The 16,180-nt window shown below is 75.3% G+C and carries 17 protein-coding genes; 1 reads left to right on the top strand and 16 read right to left on the bottom strand.

Annotated elements, in window-relative coordinates:
* Nucleotides 1–69: 69 nt before the first annotated feature.
* From AB0G14_RS25280 to AB0G14_RS25230, 11 genes are all read right to left on the bottom strand, one after another.
* Nucleotides 70–1,428: a hypothetical protein gene (locus AB0G14_RS25280; RefSeq protein ID WP_357701362.1), complete on the bottom strand. Its 1,359-nt coding sequence runs from the start codon at nt 1,426–1,428 to the stop codon at nt 70–72.
* Nucleotides 1,425–2,399 carry a transketolase C-terminal domain-containing protein gene (locus AB0G14_RS25275; RefSeq protein WP_357701360.1) on the bottom strand — a complete coding sequence of 325 codons (975 nt, stop codon included), beginning with the start codon at nt 2,397–2,399 and terminating at the stop codon, nt 1,425–1,427. The genes AB0G14_RS25280 and AB0G14_RS25275 overlap by 4 nt, the downstream gene beginning before the upstream one ends.
* Complete coding sequence (locus AB0G14_RS25270) at nt 2,400–3,371, bottom strand: thiamine pyrophosphate-dependent dehydrogenase E1 component subunit alpha (RefSeq protein ID WP_357701358.1); 972 nt, start codon at nt 3,369–3,371, stop codon at nt 2,400–2,402.
* A 42-nt stretch (nt 3,372–3,413) separates the two neighbouring features.
* Nucleotides 3,414–4,343, bottom strand: a complete 930-nt coding sequence (locus AB0G14_RS25265; RefSeq protein ID WP_357701356.1) for a phytanoyl-CoA dioxygenase family protein — start codon at nt 4,341–4,343, stop codon at nt 3,414–3,416.
* On the bottom strand, nt 4,340–5,452 hold the full coding sequence (hppD, locus tag AB0G14_RS25260) for a 4-hydroxyphenylpyruvate dioxygenase (RefSeq protein WP_357701354.1): 1,113 nt from the start codon (nt 5,450–5,452) through the stop codon (nt 4,340–4,342). Before hppD ends, AB0G14_RS25265 begins: the two co-directional genes overlap by 4 nt.
* 72 nt (nt 5,453–5,524) lie before the next feature.
* Complete coding sequence (locus AB0G14_RS25255; protein WP_357701352.1) at nt 5,525–6,763, bottom strand: beta-ketoacyl-[acyl-carrier-protein] synthase family protein; 1,239 nt, start codon at nt 6,761–6,763, stop codon at nt 5,525–5,527.
* Nucleotides 6,760–8,376 carry a class I adenylate-forming enzyme family protein gene (locus tag AB0G14_RS25250; protein ID WP_357701350.1) on the bottom strand — a complete coding sequence of 539 codons (1,617 nt, stop codon included), beginning with the start codon at nt 8,374–8,376 and terminating at the stop codon, nt 6,760–6,762. The genes AB0G14_RS25255 and AB0G14_RS25250 overlap by 4 nt, the downstream gene beginning before the upstream one ends.
* A complete protein-coding gene (locus AB0G14_RS25245) occupies nt 8,373–8,972 on the bottom strand; it encodes a beta-ketoacyl synthase chain length factor (protein ID WP_357701349.1) in 600 nt (199 codons plus the stop codon). The genes AB0G14_RS25250 and AB0G14_RS25245 overlap by 4 nt, the downstream gene beginning before the upstream one ends.
* A complete protein-coding gene (locus tag AB0G14_RS25240; protein WP_357701347.1) occupies nt 8,969–10,051 on the bottom strand; it encodes a beta-ketoacyl synthase N-terminal-like domain-containing protein in 1,083 nt (360 codons plus the stop codon). Before AB0G14_RS25240 ends, AB0G14_RS25245 begins: the two co-directional genes overlap by 4 nt.
* Nucleotides 10,044–10,289, bottom strand: a complete 246-nt coding sequence (locus tag AB0G14_RS25235; protein ID WP_350685990.1) for an acyl carrier protein — start codon at nt 10,287–10,289, stop codon at nt 10,044–10,046. Before AB0G14_RS25235 ends, AB0G14_RS25240 begins: the two co-directional genes overlap by 8 nt.
* Nucleotides 10,289–10,555: an acyl carrier protein gene (locus AB0G14_RS25230; RefSeq protein ID WP_350685991.1), complete on the bottom strand. Its 267-nt coding sequence runs from the start codon at nt 10,553–10,555 to the stop codon at nt 10,289–10,291. The genes AB0G14_RS25235 and AB0G14_RS25230 overlap by 1 nt, the downstream gene beginning before the upstream one ends.
* 15 nt (nt 10,556–10,570) lie before the next feature.
* On the opposite strand from AB0G14_RS25230, the gene AB0G14_RS25225 reads away from it, so the two are divergent.
* Nucleotides 10,571–11,335: a 4'-phosphopantetheinyl transferase superfamily protein gene (locus AB0G14_RS25225; protein WP_357701344.1), complete on the top strand. Its 765-nt coding sequence runs from the start codon at nt 10,571–10,573 to the stop codon at nt 11,333–11,335.
* Here AB0G14_RS25225 and AB0G14_RS25220 read toward each other — a convergent pair.
* The 5 genes from AB0G14_RS25220 to AB0G14_RS25200 form a co-directional block, all read right to left on the bottom strand.
* Nucleotides 11,266–12,657 (bottom strand): class I adenylate-forming enzyme family protein, encoded by a 1,392-nt coding sequence (locus AB0G14_RS25220; RefSeq protein ID WP_357701382.1) that lies wholly within the window; start codon nt 12,655–12,657, stop codon nt 11,266–11,268. The genes AB0G14_RS25225 and AB0G14_RS25220 overlap by 70 nt on opposite strands.
* Before the next feature lie 324 nt (nt 12,658–12,981).
* The gene (locus tag AB0G14_RS25215) at nt 12,982–13,170 is read right to left on the bottom strand and encodes a hypothetical protein (RefSeq protein ID WP_357701342.1); all 189 of its coding nucleotides are present in this window, start codon (nt 13,168–13,170) and stop codon (nt 12,982–12,984) included.
* Nucleotides 13,171–13,309: 139 nt separating this feature from the next.
* Nucleotides 13,310–13,633 (bottom strand): antibiotic biosynthesis monooxygenase family protein, encoded by a 324-nt coding sequence (locus AB0G14_RS25210; protein WP_357459925.1) that lies wholly within the window; start codon nt 13,631–13,633, stop codon nt 13,310–13,312.
* Nucleotides 13,630–14,880, bottom strand: coding sequence for a beta-ketoacyl synthase N-terminal-like domain-containing protein (locus AB0G14_RS25205; protein ID WP_357701339.1), 1,251 nt, complete (start codon nt 14,878–14,880; stop codon nt 13,630–13,632). Before AB0G14_RS25205 ends, AB0G14_RS25210 begins: the two co-directional genes overlap by 4 nt.
* Nucleotides 14,877–16,145 carry a beta-ketoacyl-[acyl-carrier-protein] synthase family protein gene (locus tag AB0G14_RS25200; protein ID WP_357701337.1) on the bottom strand — a complete coding sequence of 423 codons (1,269 nt, stop codon included), beginning with the start codon at nt 16,143–16,145 and terminating at the stop codon, nt 14,877–14,879. The genes AB0G14_RS25205 and AB0G14_RS25200 overlap by 4 nt, the downstream gene beginning before the upstream one ends.
* Between the last annotated feature and the right edge of the window lie 35 nt (nt 16,146–16,180).

The following is a 16,180-nucleotide window of genomic DNA, read 5'->3' as shown; positions in this document are numbered from 1 at the left end:
GACGGCTCAGGCGAGCTGGGCCAGTGTCCGGGTGATGTTGTGCTCGACGTCCCACCGGCAGCGGTCGGGTCAGTCGACCACCAGGAGGCCGGAGAGGAGGACGCCGCGGGCCAGGTTCAGCACCCCGTCGCAGCCGGGGAAGCCGGTGCGGATGCAGGCGCCGGCGGCCCGGCGACCGAACAGGTACGGGGCGATGCTGTACGGCACCTCGGCGCTGACGGTCTCGCCGGTCTCGATGTGCACGAAGTCCAGCGGGACGTCATCGGCCTTCACGTACTCCTGGAGGATGAAGCCGCCCCGCTCGACGGCCCGGGTCAGCCCGTCCCGCCACGCGTCGGCGTCGGTCTCCCGGCCGATCAGCACGTCCACCCCGGCGGAGCCGTCGGCCGGCTTCGCCACCAGGCCGGGCCGGTCGGCCACCGCCCGGTCGAGCAGGTCGGCGGTCAGCGACCAGGTCCGCGGCACGTACCGCTGGACCAGGTCCCGGTCCGGCGGCGCCAGCGCGTCGGCGTCCTCCCAGAGCCAGGCGAAGGCCCGCTTGTTGGCGATCAGCCAGGCCGCCGCCGACACCCACATCGGCACCGTCCCGGCCGCCAGCCCCGCCTCCAGGGCGTCCACCCCGGCGCTGGGGGTGACCCGGTTGGGCACGAAGAGGCGGAACACCCCGTCGACCGGGCCGCCGTCGGCGACGAGCCGTTTCCCGTCGTCGAGGGTCACCTGGGAGACCGGCGCGATGACCAGGTCCATGCCGGACGCGGCGGCCCGCTCGACCACCGGCGACAGCAGCCGGAAGAACCGCTGCGGGTCGTCCAGGCCCGGGTACTCGGCGTCGAAGTCGATCAGCATGGCGACCCGGGCGCCCTCGGGCAGGCCGAGCCCGGCGCGGATCGCGGCGAACCGCTGGTCCACGGCCGAGGGCGCCGCCGCCAGCCGGATGCGGTCGGTGAGGCCGCGCCGCCGGTAGACGTCGACGAAGCGACGCACGGTGGTGTCCGCGTCGAACGCCCCGCCGAGGCTGCTGTCGATGTTGTACTCCACGAACCGGGGCACCCCGTCGGAGAGCAGCACGTCCGGCCGGAACGCGTCCAGCAGCGCCTCGGTCAGCGGCTCGTCGTCGTCGAGCAGCCGGGTCTCGCCGTCGGGCACGTTCAGCAGCCGGCGCAGCTCACCCGCCGTGCCGGCCCGCCGCCGGCACGCCTCGAAGACGAGCTGGGCGAGGCGGTCGGAGACGGCGTTGAGCACGCCGAGCGAGGTCTCGTCCATCACCGGCGGCCGGGCCAGCCGCCACTGCTTGTTGTACGTGGCCCGGCCGTCGAAGATGTCCCGCCAGGACTCCGCCCCGGCGGCCACCATCTCGGCGCGGATCGGCGCGGGCAGGTCGAGCCACGCCTGCGCGGCGGAGGGCCAGCGGTAGTCGGCGTCGGTCATATTCCGTCCTTCATCACGTGCTGGATGGCGGCCAGGAGTTGCTCACGGCTGGGTTGCACGGCCCGGTCGAGCGCCGGGGCGAACGGCAGCACCGCGCCGTCGGGGCGGGTGACCCGGCGCGGCGGCGCAACCAGTCGCACCCGCTCGACCATGGTCGCGATGATCTCCCCGGCGATGCCGCAGGAACGGTTGGAGTCGTCCACCACCACCAGCCGCCCGGTGCGTGACACCGACTCGACGAGCCCGTCCCAGTCGAACGGGTACAGGGTGCGGGGGTCGAACACCTCCACCGACACCTGGTCGGCCAACTCCTCGGCGACCGCGAGGGCGTCGTGCACCAGGTGCCCGACCGCGACCACGGTCACGTCGTCACCGAAGCGGCGCACCCGGCCCCGGCCCAGCGGCACCGGAGCCAGCGCGGCGAGGTCCACGTCGTCGCGGACGTCGAGCGCCCCGGCCGGGGCGAAGACCACCACCGGGTCGTCGCACCGCACCGCCGACACCAGCAGCCCGTACGCGTCGGCCGGGGTGGCCGGCACCACCGTGGTCACCCCGACGTGGGTGAAGAGGCTGTACGGGTGGTCGGAGTGCTGCCCCGCCCAGCCCGTCCGGGAACCGGAGCCGGGCACCAGGTAGGTGACCGGTGCGGCGCACTGCCCGCCGGTCATCAGCGGGAACTTGTGCGCGTGGTTGACGATCTGCTCGAAGACCAGGAACAGCAGCGACGGGATCTGGAACTCGACCACCGGCCGCATCCCGGCCAGTGCCGCGCCCGTGGCGAAGCTGGTGAACGCCTGCTCCGACAGCGGGGTGTCGAGCACCCGTTCGGGGCCGAACCGCTTGAACAGCCCGGCCGTGACGTTCGAGGCACCCACCCGGATGTCCTCGCCGAGCAGGAACACCGACTCGTCGCGGGCCAACTCGTCGGCGAGCGCCCGGGTGAGCGCCTTGCGGTAGGACAGTCTGGGCATCTACCCACCTCCGGTGCGGGCGGTCAGCCCGCTGGCGTACAGGTGCGCCAGGGCGTCGGCCGGGTCCGGCTCGGGGCCGGCGAGGGCGAACTCGACGGCCGCGTCCAGCGTGGCTTCGACCTCGGCGTCGACCTCGGCCCGCGCGTCGGCGGGCAGCCGCCCGCCCTGGATGTCCACCGGGTCCCGGGACCGGCCCCGGGCCACCTCGTCGGGCGGGCGGTAGTCGAGGCGTACCGCGTGCTCGAAGGTGTGGTGGGCGTCGAACCGGTAGGTCCGGGCCTCGATCAGCTCGGGGCCGCCGCCGGCGCGCATCCGGTCGACGGCGGCCGCCGCGGCGTCGCGTACCGCCTCGGGGTCCTGGCCGTCCACGACGGCGGCCGGGATGCCGAACGCGGCGGCGCGGCCGGGGATGCTGCCGGCGACCGCGCCCGCGACGGGCATGGTGGTGGCGTAGCCGTTGTTCTCGCAGACGAACAGCACCGGCACCCGCCACAGCGCGGCCAGGTTGAACGCCTCCAGCAGCATCCCCTCGTTGACCGCGCCGTCGCCGAAGAAGCTCACCCCGACGACGTCGTCGCCGCGCCGTCGGCGCGCCCACACGGCGCCGGTGATGATCGCCCCGGACGCGCCGACGATGGCGTTGGCGCCGAGCACGCCGACGCCGAAGTCGGCGGCGTGCATCGAGCCGCCCCGGCCGGCGTTGAGGCCGGTGACCCGGCCGCACAGCTCGGCGAGCATCCGGGCCGGGTCGGCGCCCTTGGCGAGCACGTGCCCGTGCCCCCGGTGGGTGCCGGCGACGACGTCGTCGGCACCCAGGGCGGCGCACACCCCGGCGGCGATCCCCTCCTGCCCGAGGTACGGGTGGATGCCGCCGACGACGTGCCCGGAGCGGACCAGCTCGACGGCCCGCTCCTCGAACCGGCGGATCAGCCGTACCGTCCGGTAGAGCCGGACCGGGTCGGCGTCGGTCACCGCTCGCGCCCCTCCTTGACCGCATGTGCAGCTCGTGACATGTCAGCCTCCCTGCTGGGCGCGGTGGCGCCAGATGACCGGGCAGTATTCGGGGTCCGCGTAGTCCGGCCGCCCGTCGGGGGTGCGGCGGACCAGCACGTCGTGGTTGTACGCGGCGAGCGTGCCGTCGGAGAGCGCGTACTCCCGCCAGGCGTTGTCGCCGTCCTGCAGGTGCAGCGAGATCGCCCGGCGCGGGCGGCCGCTGACGTTGGCGCCGCTGCCGTGGTAGGTGCGGCAGTGGTGGAAGCTCACGTGTCCCTTGGGGATCACCATCGGCACCTTGCGGATCTGGGCGCCGTTGTGGGCCGCGTTCTCGGCGAGCATCTCCTCCAGCTGGTCGCGGTCGCGGTCGGCGAAGTGGCGCACCACCGTGTCGTCCGCGCCGATCTCCTGCCAGCGGTGCGAACCGTCGACCATGGTGATGGTGCCCATCTCCTCCCCGCAGTCGTGGAACGGGATGAACGCGGTGAGCATGTTCTCCGACGACGAGGACGCCCAGTAGTGCTTGTCGAAGTGCCAGGGCACGATGTTGGACGGCTCGCCGGAGATCGGCGGCTTGTAGATCAGCGTGGACTGGAAGACGCGGATCTCGGTGGCCCGCGCCAGCCGGGCGGCGACCGCGCCGATCAGCGGCTTGCGCAGGATCGCCCCCAGCCCGTCGTGCTCGTGGTGGACGTAGTCGTTGTGCCGCTGCACCGCGCCCTTCGACGGCTCCCAGTAGGCGAGCTTCGGCGGGCGCACCGGCAGGCGGCGGTCCCGCTCGCCGTCGTAGTAGCGGTCGGCGGCCGCCGCGAGCGCGTCCACCTCGTCGTCGGTGAACAGCTTCTTCGACAGGTACCAGCCGTGCTCGGCGTAGAAGGCGACGTCCTCGTCGGACGGGAGCAGCGCCTCCTCCTCGGCGGTGAGTGTCGGCTCGAACTCGGTCGTGGTCACGCCCGCACCTCCTGCGGTGTCGCGGCCGCGACGGCAGGGGTCGCCCCCGCCGCGGCCAGTTCCCGTTCCTTGGCCTCGTAGAGCGCCTTGATGTTGCCGCTGCCGAACGTCCGCGCCCCGCGCCGCTCGATCAGCTCCAGGAAGAGCGTGCGGCGCACGTGCATGGACTCGGTGAAGATCTGCAGCAGCTGCCCGCCGTGATCGCGGTCGACCAGCACACCGAGGTCGCGCAGCCGGTCCAGCGGCACGTCCACCCGGCCGACCCGCGCCTCGAGGGTGTCGTAGTAGCTGCCGGGGGTGCCGGCGAAGCGCACCCCCCGGTCGGCGAGGGTGCCGACGGCGGTGACGATGTCGTCGGTGCGCAGCCCGAGGTGCTGCACCCCGGCGCCGGCGTGCTGGTCGAGGAAGGCGTCGATCTGCCCCGGCCGGCGGCTGCGGTCCGGCTCCAGCAGCACCAGGGTGACCCGCCCCGACGGGCTCTGCACCACCTTGGAGTTCATCGCCTGCCCGGCGACCTCGATGTGCTCGGCGAAGACCTCCGCGAACCCGAACACCTCCCGGTAGTGCCGGACGGTCTCGTCGAGCTGACCCGGCGGCACGCAGACCGCCAGGTGGTCGATCTCGGCGAGCAGCTTGTCGTCGCTGCCGCCGGCCGGGGGCGTCAACTCGACCGCCCCGGGCAGGAACTCGGTCCGGTCGCCGCGCCGCGACACCAGGCGGTGCAGCACGTCGCCGAAGCCGCCCACCTCGGCGGTCACCACCTCGGCGGCCGGCCCGGTCCAGGTGATCGGCGGCGTCACCCCCGCCGCCCCGCGGCCCACCAGCTCGGCGTACGCGCCGGCGGCGTCGTCGACCTCCAGCGCGACCACGGCGATGCCGTCGCCGTGCCGCTGCACGTACCGGGACGCCGGGTGCTCGGCGGTGAGCCCGGAGGTCAGCACCATCCGGATGTCGGCGTGGCACAGCAGCAGCGACCGCTGGTCGGCCAGCCCGGTCTCGGGACCGCCCTGGCCGCAGAGGTGGAAGCCGACCGCCCGGCCGAAGTAGAAGGCCGCCTGCCGGGCGTCCCCCACGTAGAGTTCGATGTGGTCTATCCCACGGATGTCCATGTCCTCAGCCCTTTCCACGGGTCCCCCGTGGTCTGCCGCCCGGGCGCGCCCCGCCCGGGGGTGGAGCCTGTCTCAGGCCCTCGGCCGGGCGGCCCGCGCGAGCAGCAGGCTCACGTTCTGGCCGCCGAAGCCGAAGGAGTTGGTCAGCGCGTACCCGGTGTCCGTCGCCCGCGGCTCCTTGCGGATGTGGTCCGCCGGGCAGGCCGGGTCCGGGTCGTCGAGGTTGTGCGTCGGCGGGAGCAGGCCCCGGCCGAGCGCCAGCGCGGTGGCCGCCGTCTCCAGCACCCCGGAGGCGCCGAGCAGGTGGCCGGTGAGCGCCTTGGTGGAACTGACCGGCACGCCGCCGTCGCCGAACACCTCGGCCAGCGCCGTGGTCTCGGCGATGTCGCCCAGCTTCGTGCCGGTGCCGTGCGCGTTGACGTAACCGACCCGCGCCGCGGGCACGCCGCCGCTGGTCAGCGCGCGGCGCATGCACTCCGCCGCGCCGGCGCCGTCGGGCCGCGGGGCGGTCGGGTGGTACGCGTCGGTGGTCACCCCGTACCCGGCGACCTCGGCGTAGCCGGTGACGCCCCGGGCGGCGGCGTGCTCGGCGCGTTCCAGCACCAGCAGGGCCGCGCCCTCGGCGAGGACGAACCCGTTGCGGCGGGCGTCGAACGGCCGGCTCGCCGCCGTCGGGTCGTCCCAACCCCGGGCCAGCGCCCGGGCGTTGCCGAAGGTGTCGGCGAAGGTCGGGAACAGCGGCGCCTCGCTGGCCCCGCAGAGCACCACGTCGGCCTCCCCGGCGCGGATCAGCCGGACCGCGTCGGCGACCGACTGGGCGCCGGAGGCGCAGGCGGTGCCGACCGAGGAGGAGTAGCCGCGGATGCCGTACGCGATGGCGATCCGCGCCGCCGGCATGTTCGGCAGGATTCCGGTGAGCAGGTACGGGCTGACGGCGGCGCGGCCCCGCTCGGCCCGGGCCAGCACCTGCGCCTCCAGGGTGGACATCCCGCCGACGCCGCCGACGATCACCCCGATCCGGCCCGGGTCCACGTCCCGGCCCACCTCGATGCCGGCGTCGGCGAGCGCGTCGGCGGCGGCGAGCAGGGCGAGCACCACGATCCGGTCCAGCACCCTGGTCTCCGGCCCGGAGGCGACGCTGCGCGGGTCGATCTCCGGAAGCAGGCCGGCGACCTCCAGCGACCCGGCGGCGGGGTGTCCGGCCGGCGGCCGGGTCAGCCCGGACCGCCCGGTGCGGAGCGCGTCGAACGTCGCCGCGACGCCCCGGCCGACGGGGGTGAACAGCCCCATCCCGGTGATGACGGCGGTCATGCCGGCGTCTCGGTGAGATAGCGCTCCCGCAGGGCCACCTTGCGCACCTTGCCGGTGACGGTGACCGGGATGTCGGCGGGCCGGACCGGCACCACCCGGCGCAGGGTCGCGCCGACGTCCGGCCCGAGCGCCGCCCGGACCCGCTCGGTGCGGTCCTCGGCGTCGTCGGCGCCGGCGGCGAGTTCCAGCAGCACGTCGGTGACGACCCGGCCGGCCTCGGCGACGATCACCACGGTGCAGTCGGTGACGTCGGGGCAGGCGGCGAGGATCCGCTCCTCGGACAAGGCGGTGTACAACCGCCGGCCGTCGCCCGCGTCGACGGAGTCGACGGCCCGGTCCATGTGGTAGTAGCGGCCCTGCGCGTCGGCGTACACCAGGTCGCCGGTGAGGTACCAGCCGCGCCGGCGGAACCGGTGGGTGGTGGCCGAGTCGTTCCAGTAGCCGCGGAACAGCGACGGCGAGTCGATGCCGAGCCAGCCCACCTCGCCGGTCGGCACCGGCTCGCCCGCGGCGTCGAGCACGGCGACCCGGGCAAACCGGTAGGGGCGGCCGATGCAGCGGCCGTAGCGGTCGGTGTCGGTGCGGTGGGTGATGTGGAACATCGAGTGGCCCATCTCGCTGGAGCCGAGCCCGTCGATGAAGACCGAGCCGGGCACCCGGGTGATCCCGTCGCGGGTCACCACGTTCCGGGAGCCGACCGCGACCAGCCGGCGCACGTGCGGCTCGTGCGAGCAGTCGCCGGTGTTGAACCACAGCGACACCGAGTCCAGGTCGTACGCGGACAGGTCGAATCGGGCCAGCTCCGCCCAGGTCACGGAGAAGCCGAACACCCCGTCGGGGCGCCAGCGCTGGATCGCGTCCAGCACCCGCTCGCCGCCCTGGTCGGACAGCAGGAACATCTCCGCCCGGTTGCCGAGGGCCTGGTTGACCATGAGCACGGTGGCGGTGTGCGGGGCGGGCAGCGCGTTGAGGATGCGGTTGGTGCCCTGCGCCTGCGGCATGGCGAGCAGGTGCCGGGTGGCGGCGAAGAGGCTCGCGTGCGAGTGCAGGACCGCCTTCGGCACCCCGGTGGTGCCGGAGGTGTGGGTGATGACGACCGGGTCGTCGGCGTGGTGCCGGTAGTGCGCCGGCGCGGCGGCCGGGTCGCCCGTGCCCGCCTCGGCGGGGGTGCCGATCACCGGCACGCCGAGGTCGTGCCCGGCCAGCAGCGCGGTGTGCGCGTCGTCGGCGAGCACCCCGACGCCGCGCAGCCGGCGGACGTACTCGGCGGCGATCTCCGGGCGCAGCCTGCCGTTCATCAGCGCCGGGATCGCGCCGAGCCGGGTCAGCGCGAGGTAGCTGAGCACCATGTCGGCGGCGGTGGTGGCCCAGACGGCGACCGGGTCGCGCGGTGTGATCCCCCGCTCGTGCAGCCACGCGGCGCGGGCGGCGACCCGCTCGTCGAGCCGGCCCAGCGTGAGCGGCCGCTCGGCCGGCTGGCCGTCCACGGCGGTGTCGAAGGTGAGCCCCGGCCCCTGCGGGTCGGCGCCGTGCGCCAGCACGCGGGCCAGCACGTTGCCGGCGCCGATCTCCTCGTCGGCGGCCAGCGTCCCGCGTAGTCCCCTGGTCCTCACGGTGTGTCTCCTCCCCCCAGCAGCACCGCGACGGCCCGGGTGCCGGGCTCCCGGCCCGGGCCCCGCGCACCGCCGTCGTCCGGCGCCTGTTCGATCAGGACCAGCAACGCCCGGTCGGCGTCGCCGTCGTGCAGCAGCAGGTCGACCTCGGCGACCCCCTCGTCGCGCGGGTCCCCGGTCGGCGCGAGGCAGACCACGGGGCCGCCCAGCCCCCAGCGGGCGGCCACGTTCCCGGCCACACTGTTGGGCACCGACTGGAAGAAGAACAGCGGCCCGGGCCGGCTGCCGGCGGCGACCGTGGCGCGCACGTGCGCCGCGCTGGCCCGGTCCCCCGCCGCGCTGGCCAGCACGATCGCGGTCCGCTCCCCGTCGGGCGCGGGTCGCCCGTCGTACGCCCGGCTCAGGCAACGCTCGGCGACCGCCGCGACCAGGGGCGGGAAGCTGGAGTGCACGAACCCGGGCACCGGCGGCGGCGCGCCGTCGCCCGGCTCGGGCCAGGCCGCCTCGGCCAGCACGGTGAGGCGACCGGCGGTGACTGCCTGGCTGCCATCCGGGCGCGTGCCGTCGGTGCCGGCGGGCCCGCTCCCGGCGTTCATGCGGCGCCCACCAGCAGGGCGGTGTTCGCGCCGCCGAAGGCGGCGTTGAGGCTCAGCGCGTACCCGGTGGCGGCCGGCCGGGGCGCGTCGCGGATGACGTCGACCGGGCAGGCCGGGTCGGGGCCGAGCCAGCCGGCGTTGACGGGCAGCTTCCCGTGCCGCAGGGCGAGCACGGTGACCACCAGTTCCAGCAGGCCGGAGGCCTCCAGGGCGTGCCCGTGCAGCGCCTTGGTGGAGCTGACCGGGGTCCGCGCCGCCGCCGCGCCGAGCGCCGCGCGCAGCGCCGCCGCCTCGGAGGCGTCGCTGTAGCCGGTGCCGGTGGCGTTGGCGTTGACGTACCCGATCGCCTCCGCCGCCAGCCCGGCCCGGCGCAGCGCCGCGGCGACCGCGCGGGCCAGGCCGCGCCCGCCCGGCTCCGGCTGGCAGGGGTGGAACGCGTCCCCGGCCCGGCCCCACCCGAGCAGGTCGGCCACCGGCGCCCGGGCGACGGCCGTCGACTCCAGCACCACCGCGGCGATCCCGTCGCCGAGCAGCAGCCCGCTGCGGCCGGCGCTGAACGGGCGCACCGCGCCGTCGGTGGCGAGGGCGCGGCCGGCGTCGAAGAGCGCGTACTGGTCCGACTCGACCAGGTAGCCGGCCGCGACCACCGCCCGCTCGACGTCGCCCCGCCGGATCAGGGCCGCGGCGTCGGCCACCGCGCTGCTGGCCGAGACGCAGGCGGTGGTGTACGCCCGGGTCGGGCCGGTGAGCCCGGTCCGCGCGGCCAGGCCGGTGGTCAGCGCCGGCACGCCCGCGCCGCCGTGCACGGCCAGCAGCAGCGCCGTGCCGGCCCGGCGGCCGGCGTCGAGCCCGGCGGCCCGGCAGGCGGCGTCGACCGCCTCGGCCAACTCGTCGGCCAGGTCGCCGACGTCGGGCAGGGTGGCGGCGGCGTCGACCCGGCGCGACGCCGTGTCGAAGCGGTCCACCGGCCGGAACGCGGGCGCCCCGGCCAGGACGCCGGCGAGCTGCGCGTCGGGGCCCCTGCCGAGCGCGCTGGTCGCGTGGACGCCGGTGAGCTGGACGGCGGCCCGCTCAGCCATCGGCGGGGGCGGTCAGGGAGGTCCGGAAGACCGCCAGGGCGTCGTCGACGGTACGGATGCCGGCGAGCTGGTCGTCGGTGAGGTCGAGCCGCCGGTCGTAGCGCTGCTCGACGAGGTGCACCAGCCAGGCCAGTTCCATCGAGCCGATCCGGTCGCCGACCTCGGCGGCCGGCTTCTCGGTGAGTTCGGCGAGCATGGTCACCAGGTCGGCTCGCCCCAGGTCGGGCTGACCGGCCATCAGGAGTTGTCGCTCGTCGCCCCGGCGACCCGGTCGGCGACCATCGTGGTGAACTCGCCGACCGTCATCAGGGCCAGCTTCTCCGACTCGTCGTCGGCGAACTTCAGGCCGTAGCGGTCCTCCACCCGCACGGCCAGGTCGGCGAGGGCCAACGACTCCAGGTCCACCCCGGACGGTCCGAGGGTGGTCTCGTCGTCGATGCCCTCGACGTCGTAGTTCATGTCCTCGAGCTGCTCGACGACGAAGGCGCGGATCTCGGCTCGCATGGTTAACCTCTCTCCGTGAGCCAGTTACCGGTGCCCGGTCGGGACACCGTGTACGTGTGGGTCGGCCGAGGGGACGGCGGTCGGCCGATCCCGGCCGGGCGGCTGCTGCGGCGGGCGGGTGCCACGCTGCTCGGCCGCGCGGAGGCGCAGATCGTGGTGGGTCACGGTCCGGGCGGGCGACCGCTCGTCGGCACGTCCGATGTGGACTCCGAGGTGTGGGTCAGCGTGAGCCGCGCCGACCGGGTGGTGGTGGTCGCCGCCCGCCTGGCCGGCCCGGTCGGGGTCGACGTGGAGCGGTCCCGGCCGCTGCCCGCCCTGGCGCTGGGCCGGCGGTGGTACGCCCCGGCCGAGGCGGCCTGGCTGGCCGGGCGGCCCGCCGGCGGCCGGGCGGCGGACTTCCTGCGGCTGTGGACCGCGAAGGAGGCGGTGGGCAAGGCGCTCGGGGTGGGGCTGCGCGACGGTGGCCTGCGCCGGCGGATGCCGGTGCCCGCCGCTGCCGGCGTACCCCGGCGCGCGGGCACCGCACGGCCGGTGGGCGGCGGCGAGCTGCGGCCGGTGCCCGGTGGGGCGGGCCTGCGCGTCGGGCACCCGCCGGTCGGCGGGGGCCTCGTCGTGGCGGTCGCGGTGGTCGGCGCCGACGCGCCGCCGGTCGAGGTGCTGGAGGTCCGGATGGACGGGGACGGGACGGTCGGGGCGGCGCGGCGGACCGGTCACGTCGCCGCCGCCCGGAGCGCGTCGACCGAGCGGACCAGCTTGCCGGTCGTGGTGCGGGGCAGCTGATCCAGCAGGTGCAGGGTGCGCGGCCGCTTGTAGCCGGCCAGCCGCTCGGCGAGCAGCTTGTCCAGCACCTCCTCCGACAGCGGCCCGTCCGGCTGCACGTACGCGGTGACGCCGTTGTCCCAGACGACCACGACGGCGGCGACGCCGGGCAGCCCGGCGACGGTCGTCTCCACCTCGGTGAGGTCGACCTTCAGGCCGCCGACGGAGACCTGCGAGTCGAGCCGCCCGCGCACGGTGACCAGCCCGGTGTCGGGGTCGACCGTGCCGGCGTCGCGGGTGTGCAGCCAGCCGTCGGCCCAGCGGGTCGGGTCGCTCAGCCCGACGTACGGCGACGCGGGGCAGCTGACCTGGAGCTCCCCGTCGACCTCGCGGACCTCGATGCCGGGGGCGGGGGCGATCGACGGGCGGTGCCGCCCGTACAGGTCGGTGCCGATGACGCCGACCTCGGTCATCCCGTACATGTTGCCCAGCGGCACGCCGTGGCGGTCGGTGAAGGCGCGGGCGACGGCGGCCGGGACCAGCTCGCCGCCGGTGGTCATCCGCTTGAACTGCGGCAGCGGCCCGGCGGGCCGGGTGGAGGCGAGCAGTCCGATGTGGAACGGCACGCCGAGCACGGTGGCCGGTGAGTCGCCGGCGGCGATCGCGGCCAGCACGGCGTCGCCGCTGAGCCGCTCCGGCGGCACCAGCTCGACGCCGGCGTGCAGGCCGTAGAGCAGGCCACCGACCAGGCCGAGCACGTGCACCATCGAGGGCAGCAGGATGATCCGTTCGCCGGGCAGCGCCACCCCGTCGATGCGGATGTAGCGGTGCACCTCGGCGACGAGGTCCTCGGCGGTGCGACCGATCACCTTGGACGGTCCGGTGGAGCCTGAGCTGAGCTGGATCACCGCGTGCCCGCTGACCGCGGGGCGGTCGGCGTACGGGGTGACGCCCTCGGTGACGTCGACGAAGATGCGCAGCGCCCCGCCGCCGCCGCGCACCGGGGCCACGACCACCTGCGGGGTGAGCCGCTCCAGCGCCCGGTCCACCTCGTGGTCGGTGAGGCGGTGGTCGAGCAGGACGGCCTGCGCCCCGGTGCGCCAGGTGGCCAGCAGGTTCACCACGTACGCCAGTGACGGCGGCAGGCGGAGCGCGGCGGCCCCGCCGGGGCGCAGTCCGGCGGCGGCGAGACGGGTCTGCGCATCGCCGACCAATCGCCGCAACGTGCCCCGCTCGACCGGTTCCGGAAGTCGTAGACAAATGTCGTTCGCAGGCCCTGCGAGCAACACGTCGTCGACCCATTCCGGGGTCCCTGCCGCAGGATTTTCCGTCGGACGATCCATGCTCACCGCCGTCCACCGCCCAGCCTGAAATAGGGCGAGTACGCCCATAGGGTGCATCTTTCGGGGTGCTGCCGGAACACTACGACAGCCGCGAGAACCATTACTAGATGCAAATGGCTAGATCAAAAAAAGCGGCTGGCCGGATTGCAGACCCTCGATCGGACAGGCAGTATCGGGCGCGTACGGCAGCGCGCCGCTCACTATGGGTGAGCTGCGTCCGCAGGTCGGCGCCGGCACACCGGCCCGTCCCCGCGGCATGCAGGCCCACAGGTCGAGTGGGGCCTCACCTGGCGACGGCACCCGGGTGACGGCCGGGGTGCCCGCCTACGCGCAGGCGGCCGAGGACCCGTCCGGCCGGCAGGCGTGCGCGGCGCGCTCCCTCCGGTTCCGTCGCGCGTCGCCGTGGTGCGCGCCGCCGAGGTTGAGCACGACCACCCCGGCGACGACCAGGCCGACGCCGACCATCCTGGTCACGCTCAACGGGTCGCCGAGGGACACCGCGTCGATCGCCACGACCGCAGCCGTGCCGAGCCCGGACCACAGGGCGGTACGCGACGCCGACCGGGATGTCCCGCACCGCGAGGGAGAGCATCCCGGAGGCGGCCAGGTGCGCCACGGCACGCCGTGCCGGGCACGGCGTGCCGCCGGGCGGTCAGACGCGCGCCACCTCGGGAGTCTGCGCGTGGACGACGAAACGCAGCGAGCGGGCGTCGGTGAAACACTCCCGCATCGGCCGCACCAGATCCCGGTGCCCGGGACTGCGTTCCCACGCCTCGAAGTCGGCCAGGGACTCCCACTCACTGGTGATCAGCCACTGCTCCGGGTCCGCCGCCGACCGGCACACCTGGTCGACCAGGTGCCCCGGCACACCGTCGGCGACCAGGTGCCGCACCGCCTCGTACGCCCGCAGGAAGTCCGCCGTCCGCTCCTCGGCCACCCGCACGAGAAAGACGACCCGAGCCCGTGCCCCGCTCATTCCGCTGCTCCCCTCGGTGCCGGTGGCGCTCCGCGCAGCACCAACGCGCTGTTGAAACCGTCGAAACCCCGGGCGCAGACCAGCGCCAGCCGGCTGTGCGGCTGCCGGGGCGCCCGCAGGAAGTCCAGTTCGCAGCCCGGCGCCGGCTCGCGGGGGCCGGCGGAGGCGGGCAGCGTGTCGTGACGGAACGCGAGCAGCGCGGTGGCCACGTCCAACGCGGAGCCGCCCTGGTGGGCGCGGCCGGTCAGCGCCTTGTGCGTGCTCACCGGCGGGGGCCGGTCGCCGAAGACCGCGCGCAGCGCCTCGGCCTCGGCGCGGTCGAAGCGGGGCACCCCGAGGGCGTCGGGGACCACCACGTCCACCTCGTCCGCGGTGACCCCGGAGCGGTCCAGGGCCAGCCGCATCGCCCGGGCGTACCGGGCGGAGTCGCCGCCGGTGTCCGGGCCGGTGTGCGCGGCGTCGTGGGTGGCGCCCCAACCGGTCACCTCGCCGTAGACCCGGGCGCCCCGGGCCAGCGCATGCCCCAACTCCTCCACCACGAAGACCGCCCCACCCTCCGCCGGCACGTAGCCGCCGGCCGACCGGTCGAACGGCCGGTACGCCACCTCCGGGTCGGCGACGTCGCTGAGCAGCCCGGAGCGGAGCTGACAGGTCAGCGCGTACGGGCTCAGCGGGCACTCGGTCGCCCCGGCGATCACCACCGGCGTGCCCCGGCGCACCGTGCGCACCGCGTGGGCGAGGCTGTCCAGCCCACCGGCGGACTCGGCGACCAGCACCCCGCACGGCCCCTTGAACTGGTGGTGGATGGAGAGCTGCCCGACGCTGGCGGCGTAGAACCAGGCGATCGACTGGTACGCCCCCACCGTGCGGGTGGCGCCGCCCCACAGCCGTTGCAGTTCCCGCTGCCCGAACAGGTTCCCCCCGGACGAGCTGGCCAGCGTCACCGCCCAGCCGTAGGGCTCGGGGGCCCGCTCGGGCAGCCCGGCGTCGGCCAACGCCAGCCTGGTCGCGGCGAAGCCCAGATGCGTCCAGCGGTCGGTCTGCACGAGCTGCCGGGTGTCGGCGTACGCCGCCGCGTCGAAGCCGGGCACCTCACCCGCGACCCGGGTCGGGTAGTCCGCCGGGTCGAACAGGGTGATCGGGCCGGTGCACCGGGTCCCCGCCGCGACCGTGCGCCAGTGGGCGTCGGCGCCGACGCCGCTGGGGGCCACCACCCCGATGCCGGTGACCACGGCCCGGGCGCTCACGCCGCCGCCGCCAGCCGCCGGAACACCATCGCGGACTGGAAGCCGCCGAAGCCGCTGCCCACCGACAGGGCCACGTCCACCGGGGTCTCCCGGGCCACGTTGGGCACGTAGTCCAGGTCGCACTCCGGGTCCCGGGTGGCCCAGTTGGCGGTGGGCGGCACCACGCCGTACTCGATGGCCAGGGCGCAGGCGGCCATCTCGATCGAGCCGATCGCGCCGAGCGAGTGCCCGACCATCGACTTGATCGAACTGATCGGCACCCCGTACGCGGCCTCGCCGAGCGCCCGCTTGAACGCCGCCGTCTCGTGCCGGTCGTTCTGCCGGGTGCCGGAGCCGTGCGCGCTGATGTAGGAGACGTCCTGCGGGGACAGCCGGCCCTGGCGCAGCGCGTCGGTGATCGCCAGACCCATCTCCACCCCGTCCGGACGCAACCCGGTCATGTGGAAGCCGTTGGCGCGGCTGGCGTACCCGGCCAGCTCGCAGTAGACGTGCGCGCCCCGGCGGCGGGCGTGCTCCCACTCCTCCAGCACCAGCACCGCCGCGCCCTCGGCGAGGACGAAGCCGTGCCGGTCGGCGTCGAAGGGGCGGGAGGCGTGCGCCGGGTCGTCGTTGTCCGGGCTGGTCGCCTTGATCGCGTCGAAGGAGGCGACGGTGACCGGGGAGATCGGCGAGTCCGACGCCCCGGCCAGCACGATGTCGGCCTCCCCGTCGACGATCAGCTGGTGGGCGTAGCCGATGGCGTCGATGCCGGAGGTGCAGCCGGTGGACACGACCTGGGCGGGGCCGTGCAGCCCGTGCCGGACGGCCACGTCGGCGGCGAGGCTGCTCGGCACCAGCGCCGGGTACAGGTACGGCCCGCCGCGGGCGTGGTCGACCAGCCACCGCCGGCCGGAGTCGCTGACCCGCACGTACTCCTGCTCCAGCGCCATGGTGCCGCCGACGGCGGTGCCCAGCACCACGCCGGTGACCTCCCGCTCGGCGTCGGTGAGTTCCAGGCCGCTGTCGGCGAGCGCCTCGATGGAGCAGGCCAGCGCGAACTGCACGTACCGGTCGGCGCGCTGCCGTTCGGCGAGGGCGATGCCGGCCGCGTCGGGGTCGAACTCGCACTCGGCGGCGATCTGGGAGCGGAACGGCGACGGGTCGAAGAAGCTGATCCGTCGGGTGGCCGTACGCCCCTCGGTCACGGTCTTCCAGAAGCTGTCCCGGGTGGCGCCGCCCGGCGCGACCACCCCGACGCCGGTGACGACCGTGCGGCGCCCGGTCACGACGCCACCTCGGTTCGCGACTGCGGGGCTCGCAA

It is taken from the genome of Micromonospora sp. NPDC023814, assembly GCF_040639595.1.
Taxonomy (GTDB): Bacteria; Actinomycetota; Actinomycetes; order Mycobacteriales; family Micromonosporaceae; genus Micromonospora.
Note: the sequence above shows the minus strand (reverse complement) of the source record. Positions and strands in the feature narration are given on the sequence as shown.

Bases quoted from the DNA above. Each gene is read 5' to 3' on its own strand.
- AB0G14_RS25280 (WP_357701362.1), bottom strand. From the start codon at position 1,428: ATGACCGACGCCGACTACCGCTGGCCCTCCGCCGCGCAGGCGTGGCTC.
- AB0G14_RS25275 (WP_357701360.1), bottom strand. From the start codon at position 2,399: ATGCCCAGACTGTCCTACCGCAAGGCGCTCACCCGGGCGCTCGCCGAC.
- hppD (WP_357701354.1), bottom strand. From the start codon at position 5,452: ATGGACATCCGTGGGATAGACCACATCGAACTCTACGTGGGGGACGCC.
- AB0G14_RS25255 (WP_357701352.1), bottom strand. From the start codon at position 6,763: ATGACCGCCGTCATCACCGGGATGGGGCTGTTCACCCCCGTCGGCCGG.
- AB0G14_RS25245 (WP_357701349.1), bottom strand. From the start codon at position 8,972: ATGAACGCCGGGAGCGGGCCCGCCGGCACCGACGGCACGCGCCCGGAT.
- AB0G14_RS25240 (WP_357701347.1), bottom strand. From the start codon at position 10,051: ATGGCTGAGCGGGCCGCCGTCCAGCTCACCGGCGTCCACGCGACCAGC.
- AB0G14_RS25235 (WP_350685990.1), bottom strand. From the start codon at position 10,289: ATGGCCGGTCAGCCCGACCTGGGGCGAGCCGACCTGGTGACCATGCTC.
- AB0G14_RS25230 (WP_350685991.1), bottom strand. From the start codon at position 10,555: ATGCGAGCCGAGATCCGCGCCTTCGTCGTCGAGCAGCTCGAGGACATG.
- AB0G14_RS25220 (WP_357701382.1), bottom strand. From the start codon at position 12,657: ATGGATCGTCCGACGGAAAATCCTGCGGCAGGGACCCCGGAATGGGTC.
- AB0G14_RS25210 (WP_357459925.1), bottom strand. From the start codon at position 13,633: ATGAGCGGGGCACGGGCTCGGGTCGTCTTTCTCGTGCGGGTGGCCGAG.